Below are 14,852 nucleotides of genomic sequence, written 5' to 3' on the forward strand. Positions count from 1 at the left end.
ACAATTATTAATGTATAAGCCTTTATTATCATATAATAGGACGGCTGGAAAATGAAGAAAAATTACTATAAAGTACCTAATTCCTTTTAAAATGTCATGTTATAATAATAGATATTGAATTAGGAAGGAGTAGAATAATTGCCGTTTTCTGAAGCTTATGTATCATTTCTAATCCATTTTCATGGTGATCGTGATTATTTTGAATGCCATGAAGTGTTAGAGGATCATTGGAAAAATTATGGTATGGCCAGGGATTCAATTTGGGTGGGTCTTATTCAAATTGCTGTCAGTTTTTATCATTATCGGAGAGGAAATATAAAAGGTTCCTTAAAATTAATCGATAAAGCTATCCACCTTTTATCATATAAAGAAATAGAAGTATGTACGCTAGGCATTGATTATGAGGAATTGATCAAGGAACTTAATATTAGCAAGGCAAGGATGCATCATAAAATGCCATACAAACCGATCATTCTTCCGATATATGATCAATCGTTATTGGCTTTTTGTAAAGAGAAATGTGCTAATAGAGGAAATGCATGGGGAATTCTAGTTGACGAAGCTCCTGATAGCATTGTTCATAAACATATACTACGAAAACGTTCAAAAGTTATTTCTAAAAGACAATATGCACTTGTACAATAAAAACCGGGCATTTTTTAAATGCAGCCCGGTTTTTTTATTGTCTGGCAAAAGCAGTTGACTAGTAAATTTCTGTTTCTTATTACTACGAATAGTAAAAACAGTTACTTGTAATGTCGCTGCAGATGCTTCTCTTCTTTTTAATAATCCATATCACATTTATCAAAAAATGCTGCTGTATACTCGCCAGGAATGACGTCCTTATCCTGATAAATCTGCTTTATGGATAATAACATATTTTTTCCAATTCCTTCATATCGATGGGAAGGATTAACTGATATATGCTGAACTTCCACTGTATCGTCTGTGAGAACTACACCTATCAATCCTGTAATATCTTCTTCTTTCCATAAAAAAAGCTGCCAATTATCTTCAGATTCATAATTTTTAATTGTCTGTTGTAATTTCTTTAGGTCTTTCTCATTCGGCATAAATGAGAGAAGACCCATAGCGATCTTTTCATAGGCTTTCTTATATCGAATTAACATAATAGACCCCTCGTTTAACTTTTTTCCAGCTGAAAGCTGTTAACGGATCAAAAAGAGGCGATTAACGATTTGGTGCAATAAACAACCAATAACTAACTCCCCATAAAATGGCTATGATGAAGATCAAGACAAATACGATAATATTCTTGTTACGCAAAGAACTGACTCCCTTACACCATCTTAAGCACACCTTAATAAAAGGTGCGACCATAAAATTAATTGTACAAGCTAATTCTTATCTATGCAACTTAATAGAAAAGGTTTAAAATCCTCCATCATATTAAATCTTTGTTTTTTCTTTAAAAGGAAGATCAAGTCTTAATAAATCTTCGTATGATTCTCTTTTAACAACAAGTTGATCGTGCTCGTTTTCTACAAATACTACAGGAGGTCTAGGGATACGGTTATAGTTATTTGCCATCGAATATCCATAGGCACCTGTACAAAATACCGCGAGTATATCATTCGTTCCAGCATCGGGTAATGGCAAGTCCCAAATTAACATATCGCCTGATTCACAACATTTACCTGCAATGGATACTTTTTCTTTCGGTTGCTCATTTGCACGATTTGCTAATAAAGCTTCATATTTAGCATCATATAAAGCTGGTCTAATATTATCTGTCATACCGCCATCAACAGCAAGGTATTTCCTAATATTCGGAACATCCTTACTTGATCCAATCGAATATAAAGTTGTACCGGCATCCCCGACAAGTGATCTGCCTGGTTCAATCCAAATTTCAGGCATAGGAAGAGAAAGACGTTCGGTTTCCTTTTTTACCTCATTAATCATTTCCTCAACGTAACTAGAAGGATCTAATGGTGTATCTTCATCTGTATAGCGAATACCGAATCCTCCACCTAAATTTAAAACACTTGGTGTAAAATTTAGTTCTTCTTGCCATTTTGACATTTTATCAAGAATTTTTCTTGCTGCCAATATAAAGCCAATTGTTTCAAAAATTTGAGAACCAATATGGCAATGCAAGCCTAATACATTCAAATAGTTGCTTTCTATAGCAAAAATTAATGCAGTCTCTGCTTGGCCATTTTGTAAATCAAAACCAAACTTGGAGTCCTCTTGCCCAGTCAAAATATAATCATGTGTATGGGCTTCTATTCCTGGTGTAACCCTTAATAATATATTTACTTTTTGATCCCTTTCTGAGCAAAGATGATGCAGTGTATGAAGCTCGTGAAAATTATCGACTACGATACAGCCGATTTTGTAATCTAAAGCCATCTTAAGTTCTTCATCACTTTTATTATTACCATGAAAGTGAATTTTTTCTACAGGGAAGTCCGCTTTAATTGCTGTATAGAGCTCTCCTCCAGAAACTACATCGAGCGAGAGGCCTTCTTCTTTAATAAGCTCCAACATAGCAATTGTGGAAAACGCTTTGCTTGCATATGCTACTTGTGCAGGAACACCTAACTTAGTAAATGTATTTTTAAAAGCTCTTGCTCGCTTTCGAATCAGTTCGACATCGTATACATATAGTGGAGTACCATATTTTTCTGCAAGCTCCACTGTATCTTTGCCCCCTATTTCCAAGTGTCCATTTTGATTAATTTTTGCCGTACCATGTAAATGCATGTTTCTCCCTCCGCTAACTTACAAGCCGCTATGACTCAACATTTAATCTATTCTCGTACTGGAAGTGTAGTTTTTTTCTTCCTAATAAGTAGCATAAACTTTACCACACAATAATTAATTCTGCAATGGACTCATTATGATTTAGGCGGCTGTCGAAAACGATCCCGGGGATGGACGATGCTCGGTCTCAGCAGTGCGCCTGGAACAGTACGCCTTATTAATATATGAACAAATGCTGCAGGGTTAAAGGGTATAACCGGCCATAGATAAGGAGCGTTTAAAGGCCGCAGTTGGGCTAAATAAATGATATAAACTGTCACTCCAATTATTAATCCTGGTGCTTTGAAAATTGCCACACTCAGTAACAGAAACATTCTAATTATTTTATTTGCAACACTTAACTCATAACTAGGAGTTGAAAATGTTCCTACCGCCGCTATAGCAACATATAGAATAACTTCTGATTGAAATAATCCTACATCCACCGCTATTTGCCCAATTAATACAGCTGCAATTAATCCCATTGCTGTTGCTAAAGGAGTTGGAGTATGAATGGCTGCTATCCTTAAAAACTCCACACCTAGATCCGCGATTAGCAATTGAAAGATTAACGGAATATCAGATTGTTCATTTGGTCCTATAAAAGACAATTTATCTGGAAGCAAAGAAGGTTCTATTGCAAATAAAAACCATAAAGGCAGTAGAAAAATGGATGCCCAAATACCCAGAAATCTTGTCCAACGTACGAATGTCCCAACTGCAGGCGATTGTCTATATTCTTCAACGTGTTGAACATGATGGAAAAAAGTAGCCGGGGTAATAATAACACTAGGGGAAGTATCAATATAAATAAGCACATGCCCTTCAAGTAAATGAATGGCTCCAACGTCCGCTCTTTCTGTATACCTTACAAGCGGATATGGAGTATAACCTTGCTTCACTATATATTCCTCAATTGTTTTATCCGCCATTGTGATGCCATCTATATCAATACTAGATAATTCCTTTTTAATGGTCTTAATCAAATCAGGATTAGCAACACCCTTTATATACCCAATTGCCACATCTGTTTTTGATCTTTCCCCAATTTTTATTATTTCAAATCTTAGACGTTCATCCCGAATGCGTCTTCGAGTTAAGGCTGTATTTACTATAATGTTTTCTACAAACCCATCCCTCGAACCACGAATCACCTTTTCGGTATCAGGTTCTTCTGGTTGTCTGCCAGGGTAAGAGCGGACATCAATTATTAATGCTTCTCCCTCACCTTCAACAACAAGTCCTATAAGCCCGGCTAACACTTGATCAACCATCTCATCTTTAGTCTTCACTTTTTCCACTGATTCATGGACTATCCGATTTTCTATTAAATCATAAATTTTTGCTGATCGTTTTTCATGATCATTGAGATTGACTAATTCCTTTATAATATTCGTAATAAACAATGTATCAACTAAACCGTTTACGTAAAATATTTGCACTTGTTTTTTTAAAACAACAAATTTCCTATTACCTAAATCGAAGCTTGTTCCTAATCCAACCCTTTCTTTGAAATATCTTTCAAGATCATCAAGGTTTTTGTCAATTGCATCCTTTCCTGTTTGATACCTAGTTGACATACTATCTGCTCCCTTTTGGTTTCCGTCAAATATTATTAAAATAAAGCCATTGAAACAAAGAACCTATAATCTTTCCAAGTACAATTGCCATCAATAAAGTTAACAATTGTTTTTCAAGCCCAATTCGCTTGGACAGTATCGGGATAACATTAAGTACCTCTGTTAGAGCTGCAGCAAGCATTCCGATAAAAATTCCGCATAACAGACCGACTATGGCACTAATAAAAGAAACTTCTATATGTAGAGATTGATTTCGTAGATCGATCCATCCTAGACAAACCGCCCCGAGGATTACGGCCCACTCATAAATATGAATTAGACTAGCTGTTTTCGTTAACTGAGTTAGACGGGGTATAATGCCAAGTACAGTTAAGAAAGCAACAAACCCACTACCTACTGCTAAGCCTCCTGCCAAGCCAATTAATATGACTATTACTTTCTCAATCACCATCACCATCTAGACGTTTAACACTTTCATTGTTTTGTTTTATTGTCACATAATGATCAAGGTCCTGCTGGTAATTAAACATTTCAATTTCTAAAGGACTTGGTTCTTCATTGAATCTTTTTTTGAAAATATGATTAAAAAACAAAATCATCCCCATGCCAATGCCAAATGAATAGGGAATCTGAAGCAAAAGAGGCTTTGTGACTTCTTTACCTGTAATGATCCAATATAACTTTTGGTGAACAGCCTGCATACTTACTTCTTCATGGAAGTTTAGAATAGCTAATCCAGACCCGGTAAAAAGCAATAGCCATACAAAAAGAAATAAGGGCCAAGATGTTAACTTCTTTTTCTTTATAACCTCTATGATTGTTTGTGATGGACCGATAGTTTGAACTTCACAATCTGGAAAATGTAATGAAATGATATTAATTACGCGCATCACATCAAGAACAACAAGTTGATTATCATTTTTACTAAGTTCGTAAACAATAAGATTGTGCAAATCTTGAAAATATTGATCTGGTGCAATAATTTGTGCAGTTTGCGAAAGGGTGATTTTCTTACACTCTTTTGTTTCTACACGACTTCGCATTCGAACATAAATGGTATTTACCATTAATTTCACTTCCTGCATGTCTTGATTTTCTAGTATTTTTCAAAGCTTGCCATTAAGTTTTTTTACCTTTTGCAGGAGGGAGATACCAATATGGTTCTGAGGAATTTGCAATTCGATTTTTGATATTGAGAGGAATTAATCAGCCGATTGAGAAACTCCTCTAAGTATTTTTCGAACACAAAGGGCATTAATTACGTGGTATGGGGTCCTTCAATGTACGATTTACGAGCATGAAGGGTACCAATAAACCTTCTTAGGTCTTTCGCTGCTTGTTTTATGAGCACGATCAGCACCTATTCGAATGATACTTCCATTACTCTTCATTTGAATTTACTTAATGAGCTATATTAGTATGTGAAAACCAATATTGTTTCATGCAGGAAAATGAGGCAAATCTTAAAGAACACATCGATGCCTGTTCAGGCATCCATGTGTTCTTTCATTTGCTCCAATATTTTCTTTTCAAGTCGTGAAACTTGAACTTGTGAAATTCCGAGGCGTGAGGCAACTTCCGACTGTGTTTGATCTTTATAATACCTCAGATAAACGATAAGACGTTCTCGTTCATCAAGTCCTCTAATAGCATCTTCCAATGCAATTTTGTCAAACCATTTATGTTCGTTCTGATCAGCAATTTGATCAATTAAGGTAATGGGATCCCCATCATTTTCATAAACAGTTTCATGAATTGAAGAAGGAGAACGTCCGGCATCCTGTGCCATAATTACTTCTTCACGACTAACACCTAAGTAATCGGCAATTTCACTTATAGTCGGTACCCTTTCATGCTTTTTGGCCAGTTCATCTCTCGCTTTTCGTATCCGATTCGCTAATTCTTTTAAAGAACGGCTTACTTTAACCGTACCATCATCGCGGATAAAGCGCTGAATCTCTCCAATAATCATTGGCACGGCATAGGTTGAAAACTTCACATCGTATGAAAGATCAAATTTATCAATAGACTTTAATAAACCGATACTTCCTATTTGAAAAAGATCATCAGGTTCATATCCCCTGTTTAAAAAGCGCTGGACGACAGACCAAACAAGCCTTACGTTTTTTTCCACCAGAATGTCTCTTGCTTCTTGATCCCCTTCCTGGCTTTTTCTAATATATTCTTTTACTTCTGCATCCTTCAAAAAGCCTTTATTTGCCTCTTTCTTAAGTTCCACATCCATAGGCGCGGCTCCTTAATTGCATAACGCTTTGTTTTTAGTTACGTGCTTGATTAAGCGAATAGTTGTGCCTGTACCTGGGTGTGATTCTACTTCCATATGATCCATAAAATTTTCCATAATTGTAAAGCCCATCCCTGATCTTTCTAGTTCAGGTTTTGTAGTAAACAGCGGCTGTTTTGCTTCTTCGATGTCTTTAATCCCGACGCCGTTATCTCTAATAACCAAATCGATCATATCGTCTTCAATTGCCGCAGAAATGTAAACAATTCCTGTGGGATTTTGTTCGTATCCATGAATAATCGCATTTGTAACAGCTTCAGAGACAACTGTTTTAATTTCCGTCAGTTCATCAAGTGTCGGGTCTAATTGAGCGATAAAAGCAGCTACTGTAACACGAGCGAAAGATTCATTCTGGCTCAAAGCACTAAATTGAATTTGCATCTCGTTTCTCATTTGTTAAGCTACCCCCAATCTTTCTAGTGCAAATTGTTCCGATGGTTCCAGTCTAATAATTTTAAATAAACCAGACATTTCAAACAATCGCTTTACTGGGGGGGTAATCGCACAAACGACCATCTCACCATTTTTTGATTTTATTTGTTTATATCTCCCTAACACGACTCCGAGACCAGAGCTATCCATGAACGTTAATTTTTCTAAATTCATGACGATATGGAGGATTTGGTATTTTTCGATGGCCGTGGTTACTTTACTTTTTAGTTCCTCAGCCGTATGATGATCCAGTTCTCCTGATAGTCTGATGCATAGTACATCTTGCTTAACTTCTAAATTAATTGATAGACTCACTTATCTATAGCCTCCTCGCATAAGAGTATAGTGAGTCAATTCTACTTTTAATCGCTCGAATCCTTCTTGATGACAAAACTAGAAGAGATTCGCCAACATTTTTTCATTATCTCGCGGCTTGCGCTGGCACACTAACTGAGCTTATATACTCAATTAGATTTAGTGAACATGCCGAACGTACGTTTATACAACTCCCACCAAGTAGCTTTTTTAACATTTTTCTCTGCTACAAGTTTTGTATGAGTGAGGGTTTTCCCGTTTTGTGTAATCGTTAACGTTCCAACTTCATCACCTTTATGGATAGGTGCCTTTAAATGTTTGTTCAATTTTATATCCTTTGTAAGATTTGTAATCTGCTCTCCTTTTTTCGTCAAAACCGAAACTGGTTCTCCTGTTACTGCTTTTACTTCTTTCATATTTCCTTTGCTAATTTTTACTTTTCCAAGTGCCTGACCTTTTTTATAGACAGAGTGTGAGGCGTAATTTGCGAAGGCATAGTCAAGCATTTTTGTTATTTGGGCATTTCTACTTTTAGAAGTCGGTGCTCCGAATACAACCGCAATGACACGCATACCATCTTTTTTCGCGGTTGCCGTTAAACAGTACATGGCTTCTCTAGTAAATCCAGTTTTTAATCCGTCTACTCCAGGGTAAAATTTTACTAGTTTATTTGTATTGACTAGCCAAAACTTCTTATCAGTATCTTCCCTTAGATATGACTCATACATTTTTGTAAAATCGGTTATTTCTTCATATTTTAGTAATTCTTTTGCCATTATGGCCATATCGTGTGCCGTACTATAATGATCCTTGGTAGGTAAGCCCGTCGTATTATGAAATTTTGTATTTTTAAGCCCTAACTCCCTAACCTTTTTATTCATCAAGTTTACAAAGTTTTCTTCACTTCCAGCCACTTTTTCTGCTAAAGCTACAGAAGCGTCATTTGCCGAACCGATGGCAACTGCCAATAAAAGTTCTTCTACTTTCATTTCTTCACCAGGCTCTAAAAAGATTTGTGAGCCTCCCATCGAAGCAGCGTATTCACTCGTTGCCACTTTATCTTTAAACGAAAATTTACCTTCATCAATCGCTTCCATAATGAGAAGCATCGTCATTATTTTAGTCATGGAGGCAGGTGAGTATTTTTCGTGCATATTTTTTTCATATAAGACAGTTCCGGTATCTCGTTCTATTAAGATAGCTGATTTTGATTCATTTGAAAGCTCAACTTGTTTCTCTTCTGCCATTACAGATTGTGATAGCATTGAAAAAAACATAACTATACCAAAGCATGAACTTATCCATTTCTTCATACGGGTCCCTCCAATTTTTTCATAGATATATAATCGGAAATGATTTCCATATTTATCATTGTCTCCCAGCAAATATTTATTTATACAAGATAAAAAGAAAAAGCTTGTTGAGAACGATGAGAGTTCCCAACAAGCTTTTATTTATTCATTATTTCATCTTAATCTTTCTAAAAAACTTTCTCCTTCTCCTCTCCATTTAATATTAAAATTTTGAGCCACTGTCGCACCAATATCGGCAAATGTCTTGCGCAAAGGAAGTTCTCCCCCACCATAAAATTGCTTTGAAAATACAATTAGTGGGACGAATTCCCTCGTATGGTCCGTTCCATGATGAATCGGATCATTTCCGTGATCTGCCGTAATGATTAGCAAATCATCTTCTTTTAGTTTTTCTATAATTTCAGGTATCCTTGCGTCAAATTCTTCAAGTGCTTTTCCATAACCCTCTGGATCTCTTCTATGTCCATATAAAGCATCAAAATCAACTAAATTTACAAAGCTCAAACCTGTAAAATCCTGTTCCATCACATCAACAAGTTTGTCTACTCCATCCATATTCGAAACAGTTCTTACCGCTTTTGTTATTCCTTCCCCATCGTATATATCATTAATTTTTCCTATAGCGATCACATCTAGCCCACCGTCTTTCAGTTCATTCATGACTGTTTTATCGAAAGGCTTTAGCGCGTAATCATGGCGATTAGGTGTTCGTTTGAAATTGCCTGGTTCACCGACAAATGGTCTTGCAATCACCCGTCCAACCTTATATTCATCTACCAATGTTAGCTCTCGAGCTTTCTCACAAATTTCATATAATTCGTCAAGGGGAACAATTTCTTCGTGTGCAGCAATTTGTAATACGGAATCTGCTGAAGTGTAAACAATCAGCGCACCTGTTTTCATATGCTCCTCACCAAGCCGATCGATGATTTCAGTTCCACTTGCCGGTATATTACCTATAACGCTTCTACCAGAGGCATGTTCCAGTTGTGTGATAAGCAATTCTGGAAAACCGTTTGGGAAAACTTTAAATGGGTGACTCGTAATAAGCCCCATTATTTCCCAATGGCCAGTCATCGTATCTTTTCCTCTGGATGCTTCTTGCATTTTGGTGTAGAAAGCTAGTGGACGTTCTACTTCCTTAATCCCTCTTATTTTTTTTATATTGGAAAGTCCGAACTTTTCCATATTCGGCATGTTTAATCCATTCATTTTTTCTGCTATATGCCCTAAAGTGTCTGCACCCTCGTCATTAAATGATGCCGCATCCGGAGCTTCTCCAATCCCGACTGAGTCTAGTACAATTAAGTGGATTCTTTTAAATTTTGCTGCCATAATAGTTGCCCCCTCTTATGTTGAAATTCAAATATATATGTATCATACCCTTAAGTGCATAATAAAAAAACCGCATTTTGCGGTCGAAGCTAATGTCCAGCATAATCAGCCGATGGTGAGCAATTTCTCTAGATACAATTCCCTTCCGCTCTCCAACTTAGAAGTATCTCCTATATCTTTGTGATACCGAAAAGGAACGCCGACTGAAACCGCAAGTCCTTATGTCTTCGTCGACGGACCCACATCCTGCGGGCCTGTACCTCGATGAGCAAGGCGCTTATGCTTTTCCTTGTCCAGCTTCAGCGCCTATCGACTAGCAAACTTCTTGTCCTTTTCTTTTGCGTAAGTCAAAACGTCGATGAGCAAGGCGCTTATACTTTTCTATGCTCGTGGATGAAACTTTGTATATACATCTTTTAATCTTGTTTTTGTTACATGGGTGTAGATTTGAGTTGTTGAGATATCGGCATGACCAAGCATTTCTTGTACAGCTCTAAGATCTGCTCCATTCTCAAGCAAATGGGTTGCAAACGAATGACGTAGCGTATGAGGTGTTAGTTCCTTTTCTATTTTTGCTTCAGATGCGAGTTTTTTAATAATCTTCCAAAACCCTTGCCTTGTAAGACGATTTCCATGGTGATTTAGGAAGAGAGCCTCTGTCCGATTTTTAGGATTTTTAAGTTTTGGTCTTGATTCCTTTATGTATTGTTCGATGACAGATTGTGCCATTTTTCCAATAGGAATAATCCGCTCCTTGTTCCCTTTTCCGATACAACGAACGAATCCCATAGTTAAATGTACATTTTCCATATCAAGATTAATAAGCTCACTAACTCGGATTCCTGTAGCATACAATAGCTCCATCATCGCTTTGTCCCTTAACCCAAATGGTGAGGACTGATTAGGTGTTTCCAATAATGATTCTACTTCCCCAAAACTAAGGACCTTCGGCAAGGTTCTTTCCAATTGTGGTGTCTCGATATGAACAGATGGATCTTGTTCAACGGCTTTTTCACGAAGTAAGAATTGATGAAAGGCTCGGATGGATGCAATATGCCTAGCAAGTGTTTTAGCCGATTTCCCTTCACCTTTTAAAAAAGACAAAAACTGAACGATATGGATTCGAGAAACATCGTTCAGTGATTTCAATTGTTCAACTTGTTGCAAATATTTCAAATAGCGCTTTAAGTCTCGTTCATATGAGATTATTGTATTTTGAGCCAATCCTTTTTCGACTATCATAAAATGAATAAAATCCTGCAACCGATCTTGCATTGTACCCTACTCTCCATTCTGATAAAAAAGCAGAAGACGTGAAAACCAGCCATTATCCTCATTTCCGAACGGCTGAAAAGCCTTTACCGCTGTTCCTTCCGGCTCATCATATCGCCGATAATTTTCATATTCTTGATTTATCCACATAATACCATAATAAAAGAGGATAGTGCATCCTGCAAATAATAAAAACAACCGTAATGTTCCAAAAAAGACCTTTACCATATTTTTCATGAAAACCATTCCTTTTAGTCTGCTATACATTTTTAGCTCAGCGCCTATACTAGGATACTTCTGTTCAACTGGAGACACTGAAGTTTGTACGTGAACAATTAGAGCACTTATACTTTACGTAATACAAGCATATGCCCAGCTTGTCTTTATTTATTCATGATTTTAGAAAAATAATGGAAGGTTTATCACAAAATAGTAAAAGCCTCTTCCTTAAAATCGGAAAAGGCTTCATTGTTTTTCTTCTTCGTCATTAGTTTTATTTTCTTCGTCGTTTTTTTTATGGCAGCGCCAGCAAATTCCGTGGAAGGTAAGTCTATGATCCGTAATTTTAAAATTCCAATCACGTTCAACAATTTTTTCGACATCACCTAGTAGGTCTTCTTGGATTTCATCCACTGTCCCACACTCGATGCAAACTAAATGATGATGGAAATGGGCTGCCCCTTCCTTCCGCAAGTCATAGCGAGAAACACCGTCACCAAAATTGATTTTATCCACTACTTTTAATTCAGTTAAAAGTTCCAAAGTCCGATATACAGTGGCAAGTCCAATTTCTGGTGCCTTCTCTTTAACTAGCAGATACACATCTTCTGCACTTAAATGGTCCTCTTCATGTTCAAGTAACACCCGAACTGTGGCTTCTCGCTGGGGAGTAAGCTTATAGCTTGCAGAATGCAATTGTTTCTTTATGCGATCAATACGACTTTCCATACTATGTATCCTCCCTCGCCACTATCCACTTTATTATAGCAGAAGGGAAGTCATAATCAAACTATAATGATTTTAATTTAGAAAAAAAGGAAGCGCCTTGCACCTGAATATTTTATTTTGTAAGCGAAACAATAATTGACTTCATCAAAACCGGGGAAACATATGCCTCTAAGCTTGCAGCAACGGTAATGAAGGCAATAGCAGCAATATAAGATATAAAGTATCTCGTAAAAACGGGCATAAGATGGAAAGGGAGAGCTTGTCGAATAAAAATTTTCTTTATTAATTTTATAGAAAGTGCAATAGAACAAACAGAAATAAAGACAAAGACTGGGATAATAAATAAATTCTGTGGAAGCAAGGAACTAAATGCAAGCAAAAGTCCATTCCAACCCATTTGGTTGACAAGAAATCCCACAGAAAATCCTACAACAATCCCCTTTATGAAAATTAATATAAAGATAAGAGGAAAACCAATAATTGAAATGCCTAATAGCCAAATAAGCCCAGCAAATTTGACATTATGCCAGAAACTCATTTTCAGTAATTCTTCAGGAGGAACCATTTCTCCCTCCCCTACTTGTCCAAAAAATTGGTTTAAATAGTAAAAGAGATCTTCTTTTTGATTAAGAGACAAGCTGTTGACAAATATGGAACCAAAAATAACCCCCATTAAAAATAAGACCATTATAAATGTGTAGATGGAAGAATGTTCTTGAAAATGACGACTGATTATATTGGTAGATAGTCTGTTGCGCATCTTTTGCTCCTCCTGTCCTGCGAATGGTACATTATATGTTGGACGAGCAGTGAGTATGTCAACAACGATCGTACAAATAACTATTCAAATTTTTGAATCCTTCCATATTTGCCGCCTCCACCTGCAGCTACTTGCAAATTTCCTTTCCGAGCTTGAATAATCATATCAGCAAGCTCATCTTTCACTACTCTCTTTAGTTCAGACTCGTTCACACGATGTAATATACTCATTTCCGTTCCAAAATGATTCAATAAATTTTCCATTGCTTTCGGCCCTAGCCCCGGAATGAATTCCAAGGGTACTTGGTGAATATAAGGTGGCCTGTCAGGTTTACCCTCTGCATCCGCCAATTGAGTAATCCGTTCAAATACCCCCATTGTAAATTTTTCCGAACCGCAATTTGGACAAATAGCCCCTTGTTTAGGAGTAAAGCAATTTGTACAAGTTGTCCGATAATATTTTCCTAATAAAGGATTCAACCCATAATTAACTTTAATCTTATTTCCATCAATATTTTTAAAAGATTGTTTAATGGCCTTAAAAGTTGGAGCTTCTAGTTCCAGCATTTGATATTCTCTTGCCATTTTCGCAATGGAATGAGCATCCGAGTTCGTTAAAAATCCATATTGATGTATTTCAGAAAGCTGATCAGCCATATTTGTATCAGAACTTAAACCTAATTCAACTGCATCTATTAAAGCTGGATTGAATACTTCTGTCAGCGATTTTTCTACACCTTTTCCATAAAGACTTTTAAAAGGAGTAAATACATGGGCAGGAATGAATAAACCATTAAGTTCTTTCACTTTTTCCTGTACGACTATGGCATCTTCATATATTCTTTGCGTACTTAGCTGGATATTTGTCACTCTTGCCGAAAGCCAATCTGAAAATTCCTTAAGCGAAACCATGGTTGGAAAGTATGCAAGGACATGGATAGGTCCTTTACAGTGGTGATCATTGATTTCTATTTCCGATCCAGGGATAAGGACAACACCGTTTTCATATTGGAAACCTCCATCCTTTATTTCTACGAGTCGCCCCGTCTCAATTAAATGTTCCATTTCCATTATTACTTCGGGTGAATGGCAATCGATAATCCCAACAATATTTAAACCCTTTGGAAATTTCGCAGCCTTTAATATGTTCGTTAAAGTGAGGTTTCTGCTCGCAGTTATTTTGACAGGTCTTCCTGTTATTGTTCTGCCAATATGAATATGTAGATCAGAAAAAAATTCATTCATTAGATGACATCGCCATTCTAAGTTGTAAATAAAGGACTGCGTATGCCGTTTTCGCATCGTAGATTCGCTTATCATTGACGCATTGAATCGCTTCTTGTAGCGTTATTTCATGAAGCTCCACAAACTCATCCTCATCGCCAATTTTCGGATTATCGATTCTTTTTAAATCAGTAGCTATATAAAGATGGATTAGTTCATCTGCAAATCCCGGAGAGGTGTAAAACGATATTAAATGCTCCATATTCCCCGCTGCATAACCCGTTTCTTCTTCTAGTTCACGCTCTGCAGTCACTAATGGTTCTTCTCCATACTCAAGCTTTCCAGCAGGAATTTCAAATAAAGATCGGTCCAACGGTTTTCGATACTGTTCAACCATAATGATTTTATTTTCATCATTAATGGGTATCACCGCAACAGCTCCTGGATGTTTCACAATTTCCCGCTTTGCTGTTTTTCCATCAGGCAGTTCTACATCATCGACTTGCAGACGGATTATCTTTCCACTAAATATCTCTTGACTATGTATCGTTTTTTCCTCAAACTTTTTCATCCTTTTCCGCTCCTTCTTTATTACTTTTC

17 protein-coding genes are annotated in these 14,852 nt (G+C 36.7%); 1 reads left to right on the top strand and 16 read right to left on the bottom strand.

All coding sequences use genetic code 11. The annotated features are described in order from the left end of the window. Nucleotides 1–138 precede the first annotated feature (138 nt). Nucleotides 139–645 carry a DUF309 domain-containing protein gene (locus KHA97_RS05610; protein ID WP_213123721.1) on the top strand — a complete coding sequence of 169 codons (507 nt, stop codon included), beginning with the start codon at nucleotides 139–141 and terminating at the stop codon, nucleotides 643–645. A gap of 137 nt (nucleotides 646–782) precedes the next feature. On the opposite strand, the gene KHA97_RS05615 is transcribed toward KHA97_RS05610, so the two are convergent. The 16 genes from KHA97_RS05615 to KHA97_RS05690 form a co-directional block, all read right to left on the bottom strand. Then, complete coding sequence (locus KHA97_RS05615; protein ID WP_213123722.1) at nucleotides 783–1,130, bottom strand: GNAT family N-acetyltransferase; 348 nt, start codon at nucleotides 1,128–1,130, stop codon at nucleotides 783–785. 280 nt (nucleotides 1,131–1,410) lie between these two features. Further along, the gene (gene lysA / locus KHA97_RS05620; protein WP_213123723.1) at nucleotides 1,411–2,730 is read right to left on the bottom strand and encodes a diaminopimelate decarboxylase; all 1,320 of its coding nucleotides are present in this window, start codon (nucleotides 2,728–2,730) and stop codon (nucleotides 1,411–1,413) included. Between the two features lie 134 nt (nucleotides 2,731–2,864). Then, nucleotides 2,865–4,349 (bottom strand): spore germination protein, encoded by a 1,485-nt coding sequence (locus KHA97_RS05625; protein ID WP_213123724.1) that lies wholly within the window; start codon nucleotides 4,347–4,349, stop codon nucleotides 2,865–2,867. Between the two features lie 25 nt (nucleotides 4,350–4,374). Next, on the bottom strand, nucleotides 4,375–4,800 hold the full coding sequence (locus tag KHA97_RS05630) for a stage V sporulation protein AB (protein ID WP_213124324.1): 426 nt from the start codon (nucleotides 4,798–4,800) through the stop codon (nucleotides 4,375–4,377). Then, entirely contained in the window at nucleotides 4,790–5,416 is a 627-nt protein-coding gene (locus KHA97_RS05635; protein ID WP_213123725.1) for a stage V sporulation protein AA, read from the bottom strand. Before KHA97_RS05635 ends, KHA97_RS05630 begins: the two co-directional genes overlap by 11 nt. Before the next feature lie 419 nt (nucleotides 5,417–5,835). Further along, complete coding sequence (gene sigF / locus KHA97_RS05640; protein ID WP_213123726.1) at nucleotides 5,836–6,594, bottom strand: RNA polymerase sporulation sigma factor SigF; 759 nt, start codon at nucleotides 6,592–6,594, stop codon at nucleotides 5,836–5,838. A gap of 12 nt (nucleotides 6,595–6,606) precedes the next feature. Then, nucleotides 6,607–7,047 (bottom strand): anti-sigma F factor, encoded by a 441-nt coding sequence (gene spoIIAB / locus KHA97_RS05645; protein WP_213123727.1) that lies wholly within the window; start codon nucleotides 7,045–7,047, stop codon nucleotides 6,607–6,609. Between the two features lie 3 nt (nucleotides 7,048–7,050). Next, the gene (gene spoIIAA / locus KHA97_RS05650; RefSeq protein WP_213123728.1) at nucleotides 7,051–7,401 is read right to left on the bottom strand and encodes an anti-sigma F factor antagonist; all 351 of its coding nucleotides are present in this window, start codon (nucleotides 7,399–7,401) and stop codon (nucleotides 7,051–7,053) included. A gap of 149 nt (nucleotides 7,402–7,550) precedes the next feature. Next, the gene (locus KHA97_RS05655) at nucleotides 7,551–8,714 is read right to left on the bottom strand and encodes a D-alanyl-D-alanine carboxypeptidase family protein (RefSeq protein WP_213123729.1); all 1,164 of its coding nucleotides are present in this window, start codon (nucleotides 8,712–8,714) and stop codon (nucleotides 7,551–7,553) included. Nucleotides 8,715–8,867: 153 nt separating this feature from the next. After that, nucleotides 8,868–10,049: a phosphopentomutase gene (gene deoB, locus KHA97_RS05660; RefSeq protein WP_233713308.1), complete on the bottom strand. Its 1,182-nt coding sequence runs from the start codon at nucleotides 10,047–10,049 to the stop codon at nucleotides 8,868–8,870. A gap of 381 nt (nucleotides 10,050–10,430) precedes the next feature. Continuing rightward, nucleotides 10,431–11,324: a site-specific tyrosine recombinase XerD gene (gene xerD, locus KHA97_RS05665; RefSeq protein WP_213123730.1), complete on the bottom strand. Its 894-nt coding sequence runs from the start codon at nucleotides 11,322–11,324 to the stop codon at nucleotides 10,431–10,433. A 6-nt stretch (nucleotides 11,325–11,330) separates the two neighbouring features. Next, nucleotides 11,331–11,558, bottom strand: coding sequence for a YqzK family protein (locus KHA97_RS05670; protein WP_213123731.1), 228 nt, complete (start codon nucleotides 11,556–11,558; stop codon nucleotides 11,331–11,333). 228 nt (nucleotides 11,559–11,786) lie between these two features. After that, a complete protein-coding gene (gene fur, locus KHA97_RS05675; protein WP_213123732.1) occupies nucleotides 11,787–12,269 on the bottom strand; it encodes a ferric iron uptake transcriptional regulator in 483 nt (160 codons plus the stop codon). A 112-nt stretch (nucleotides 12,270–12,381) separates the two neighbouring features. Next, on the bottom strand, nucleotides 12,382–13,029 hold the full coding sequence (spoIIM, locus tag KHA97_RS05680) for a stage II sporulation protein M (protein ID WP_213123733.1): 648 nt from the start codon (nucleotides 13,027–13,029) through the stop codon (nucleotides 12,382–12,384). Between the two features lie 80 nt (nucleotides 13,030–13,109). Beyond that, the gene (locus KHA97_RS05685; RefSeq protein ID WP_213123734.1) at nucleotides 13,110–14,273 is read right to left on the bottom strand and encodes an endonuclease Q family protein; all 1,164 of its coding nucleotides are present in this window, start codon (nucleotides 14,271–14,273) and stop codon (nucleotides 13,110–13,112) included. Then, entirely contained in the window at nucleotides 14,266–14,823 is a 558-nt protein-coding gene (locus KHA97_RS05690; protein ID WP_213123735.1) for an NUDIX hydrolase, read from the bottom strand. Before KHA97_RS05690 ends, KHA97_RS05685 begins: the two co-directional genes overlap by 8 nt. Nucleotides 14,824–14,852 lie beyond the last annotated feature (29 nt).

Source organism: Lederbergia citri (genome assembly GCF_018343625.1).
In the GTDB taxonomy this organism is placed as follows: domain Bacteria; phylum Bacillota; class Bacilli; order Bacillales; family Bacillaceae_C; genus Lederbergia; species Lederbergia citri.

Coding starts and splice junctions, on each gene's coding strand:
- lysA (WP_213123723.1), bottom strand. CDS start 2,730: ATGCATTTACATGGTACGGCAAAAATTAATCAAAATGGACACTTGGAA.
- deoB (WP_233713308.1), bottom strand. CDS start 10,049: ATGGCAGCAAAATTTAAAAGAATCCACTTAATTGTACTAGACTCAGTC.
- KHA97_RS05690 (WP_213123735.1), bottom strand. CDS start 14,823: ATGAAAAAGTTTGAGGAAAAAACGATACATAGTCAAGAGATATTTAGT.
- KHA97_RS05630 (WP_213124324.1), bottom strand. CDS start 4,800: ATGGTGATTGAGAAAGTAATAGTCATATTAATTGGCTTGGCAGGAGGC.
- fur (WP_213123732.1), bottom strand. CDS start 12,269: ATGGAAAGTCGTATTGATCGCATAAAGAAACAATTGCATTCTGCAAGC.
- xerD (WP_213123730.1), bottom strand. CDS start 11,324: ATGCAAGATCGGTTGCAGGATTTTATTCATTTTATGATAGTCGAAAAA.
- spoIIAB (WP_213123727.1), bottom strand. CDS start 7,047: ATGAGAAACGAGATGCAAATTCAATTTAGTGCTTTGAGCCAGAATGAA.
- KHA97_RS05635 (WP_213123725.1), bottom strand. CDS start 5,416: ATGGTAAATACCATTTATGTTCGAATGCGAAGTCGTGTAGAAACAAAA.
- KHA97_RS05625 (WP_213123724.1), bottom strand. CDS start 4,349: ATGTCAACTAGGTATCAAACAGGAAAGGATGCAATTGACAAAAACCTT.
- KHA97_RS05655 (WP_213123729.1), bottom strand. CDS start 8,714: ATGAAGAAATGGATAAGTTCATGCTTTGGTATAGTTATGTTTTTTTCA.
- KHA97_RS05670 (WP_213123731.1), bottom strand. CDS start 11,558: ATGAAAAATATGGTAAAGGTCTTTTTTGGAACATTACGGTTGTTTTTA.
- sigF (WP_213123726.1), bottom strand. CDS start 6,594: ATGGATGTGGAACTTAAGAAAGAGGCAAATAAAGGCTTTTTGAAGGAT.
- spoIIM (WP_213123733.1), bottom strand. CDS start 13,029: ATGCGCAACAGACTATCTACCAATATAATCAGTCGTCATTTTCAAGAA.
- KHA97_RS05615 (WP_213123722.1), bottom strand. CDS start 1,130: ATGTTAATTCGATATAAGAAAGCCTATGAAAAGATCGCTATGGGTCTT.
- KHA97_RS05685 (WP_213123734.1), bottom strand. CDS start 14,273: ATGAATGAATTTTTTTCTGATCTACATATTCATATTGGCAGAACAATA.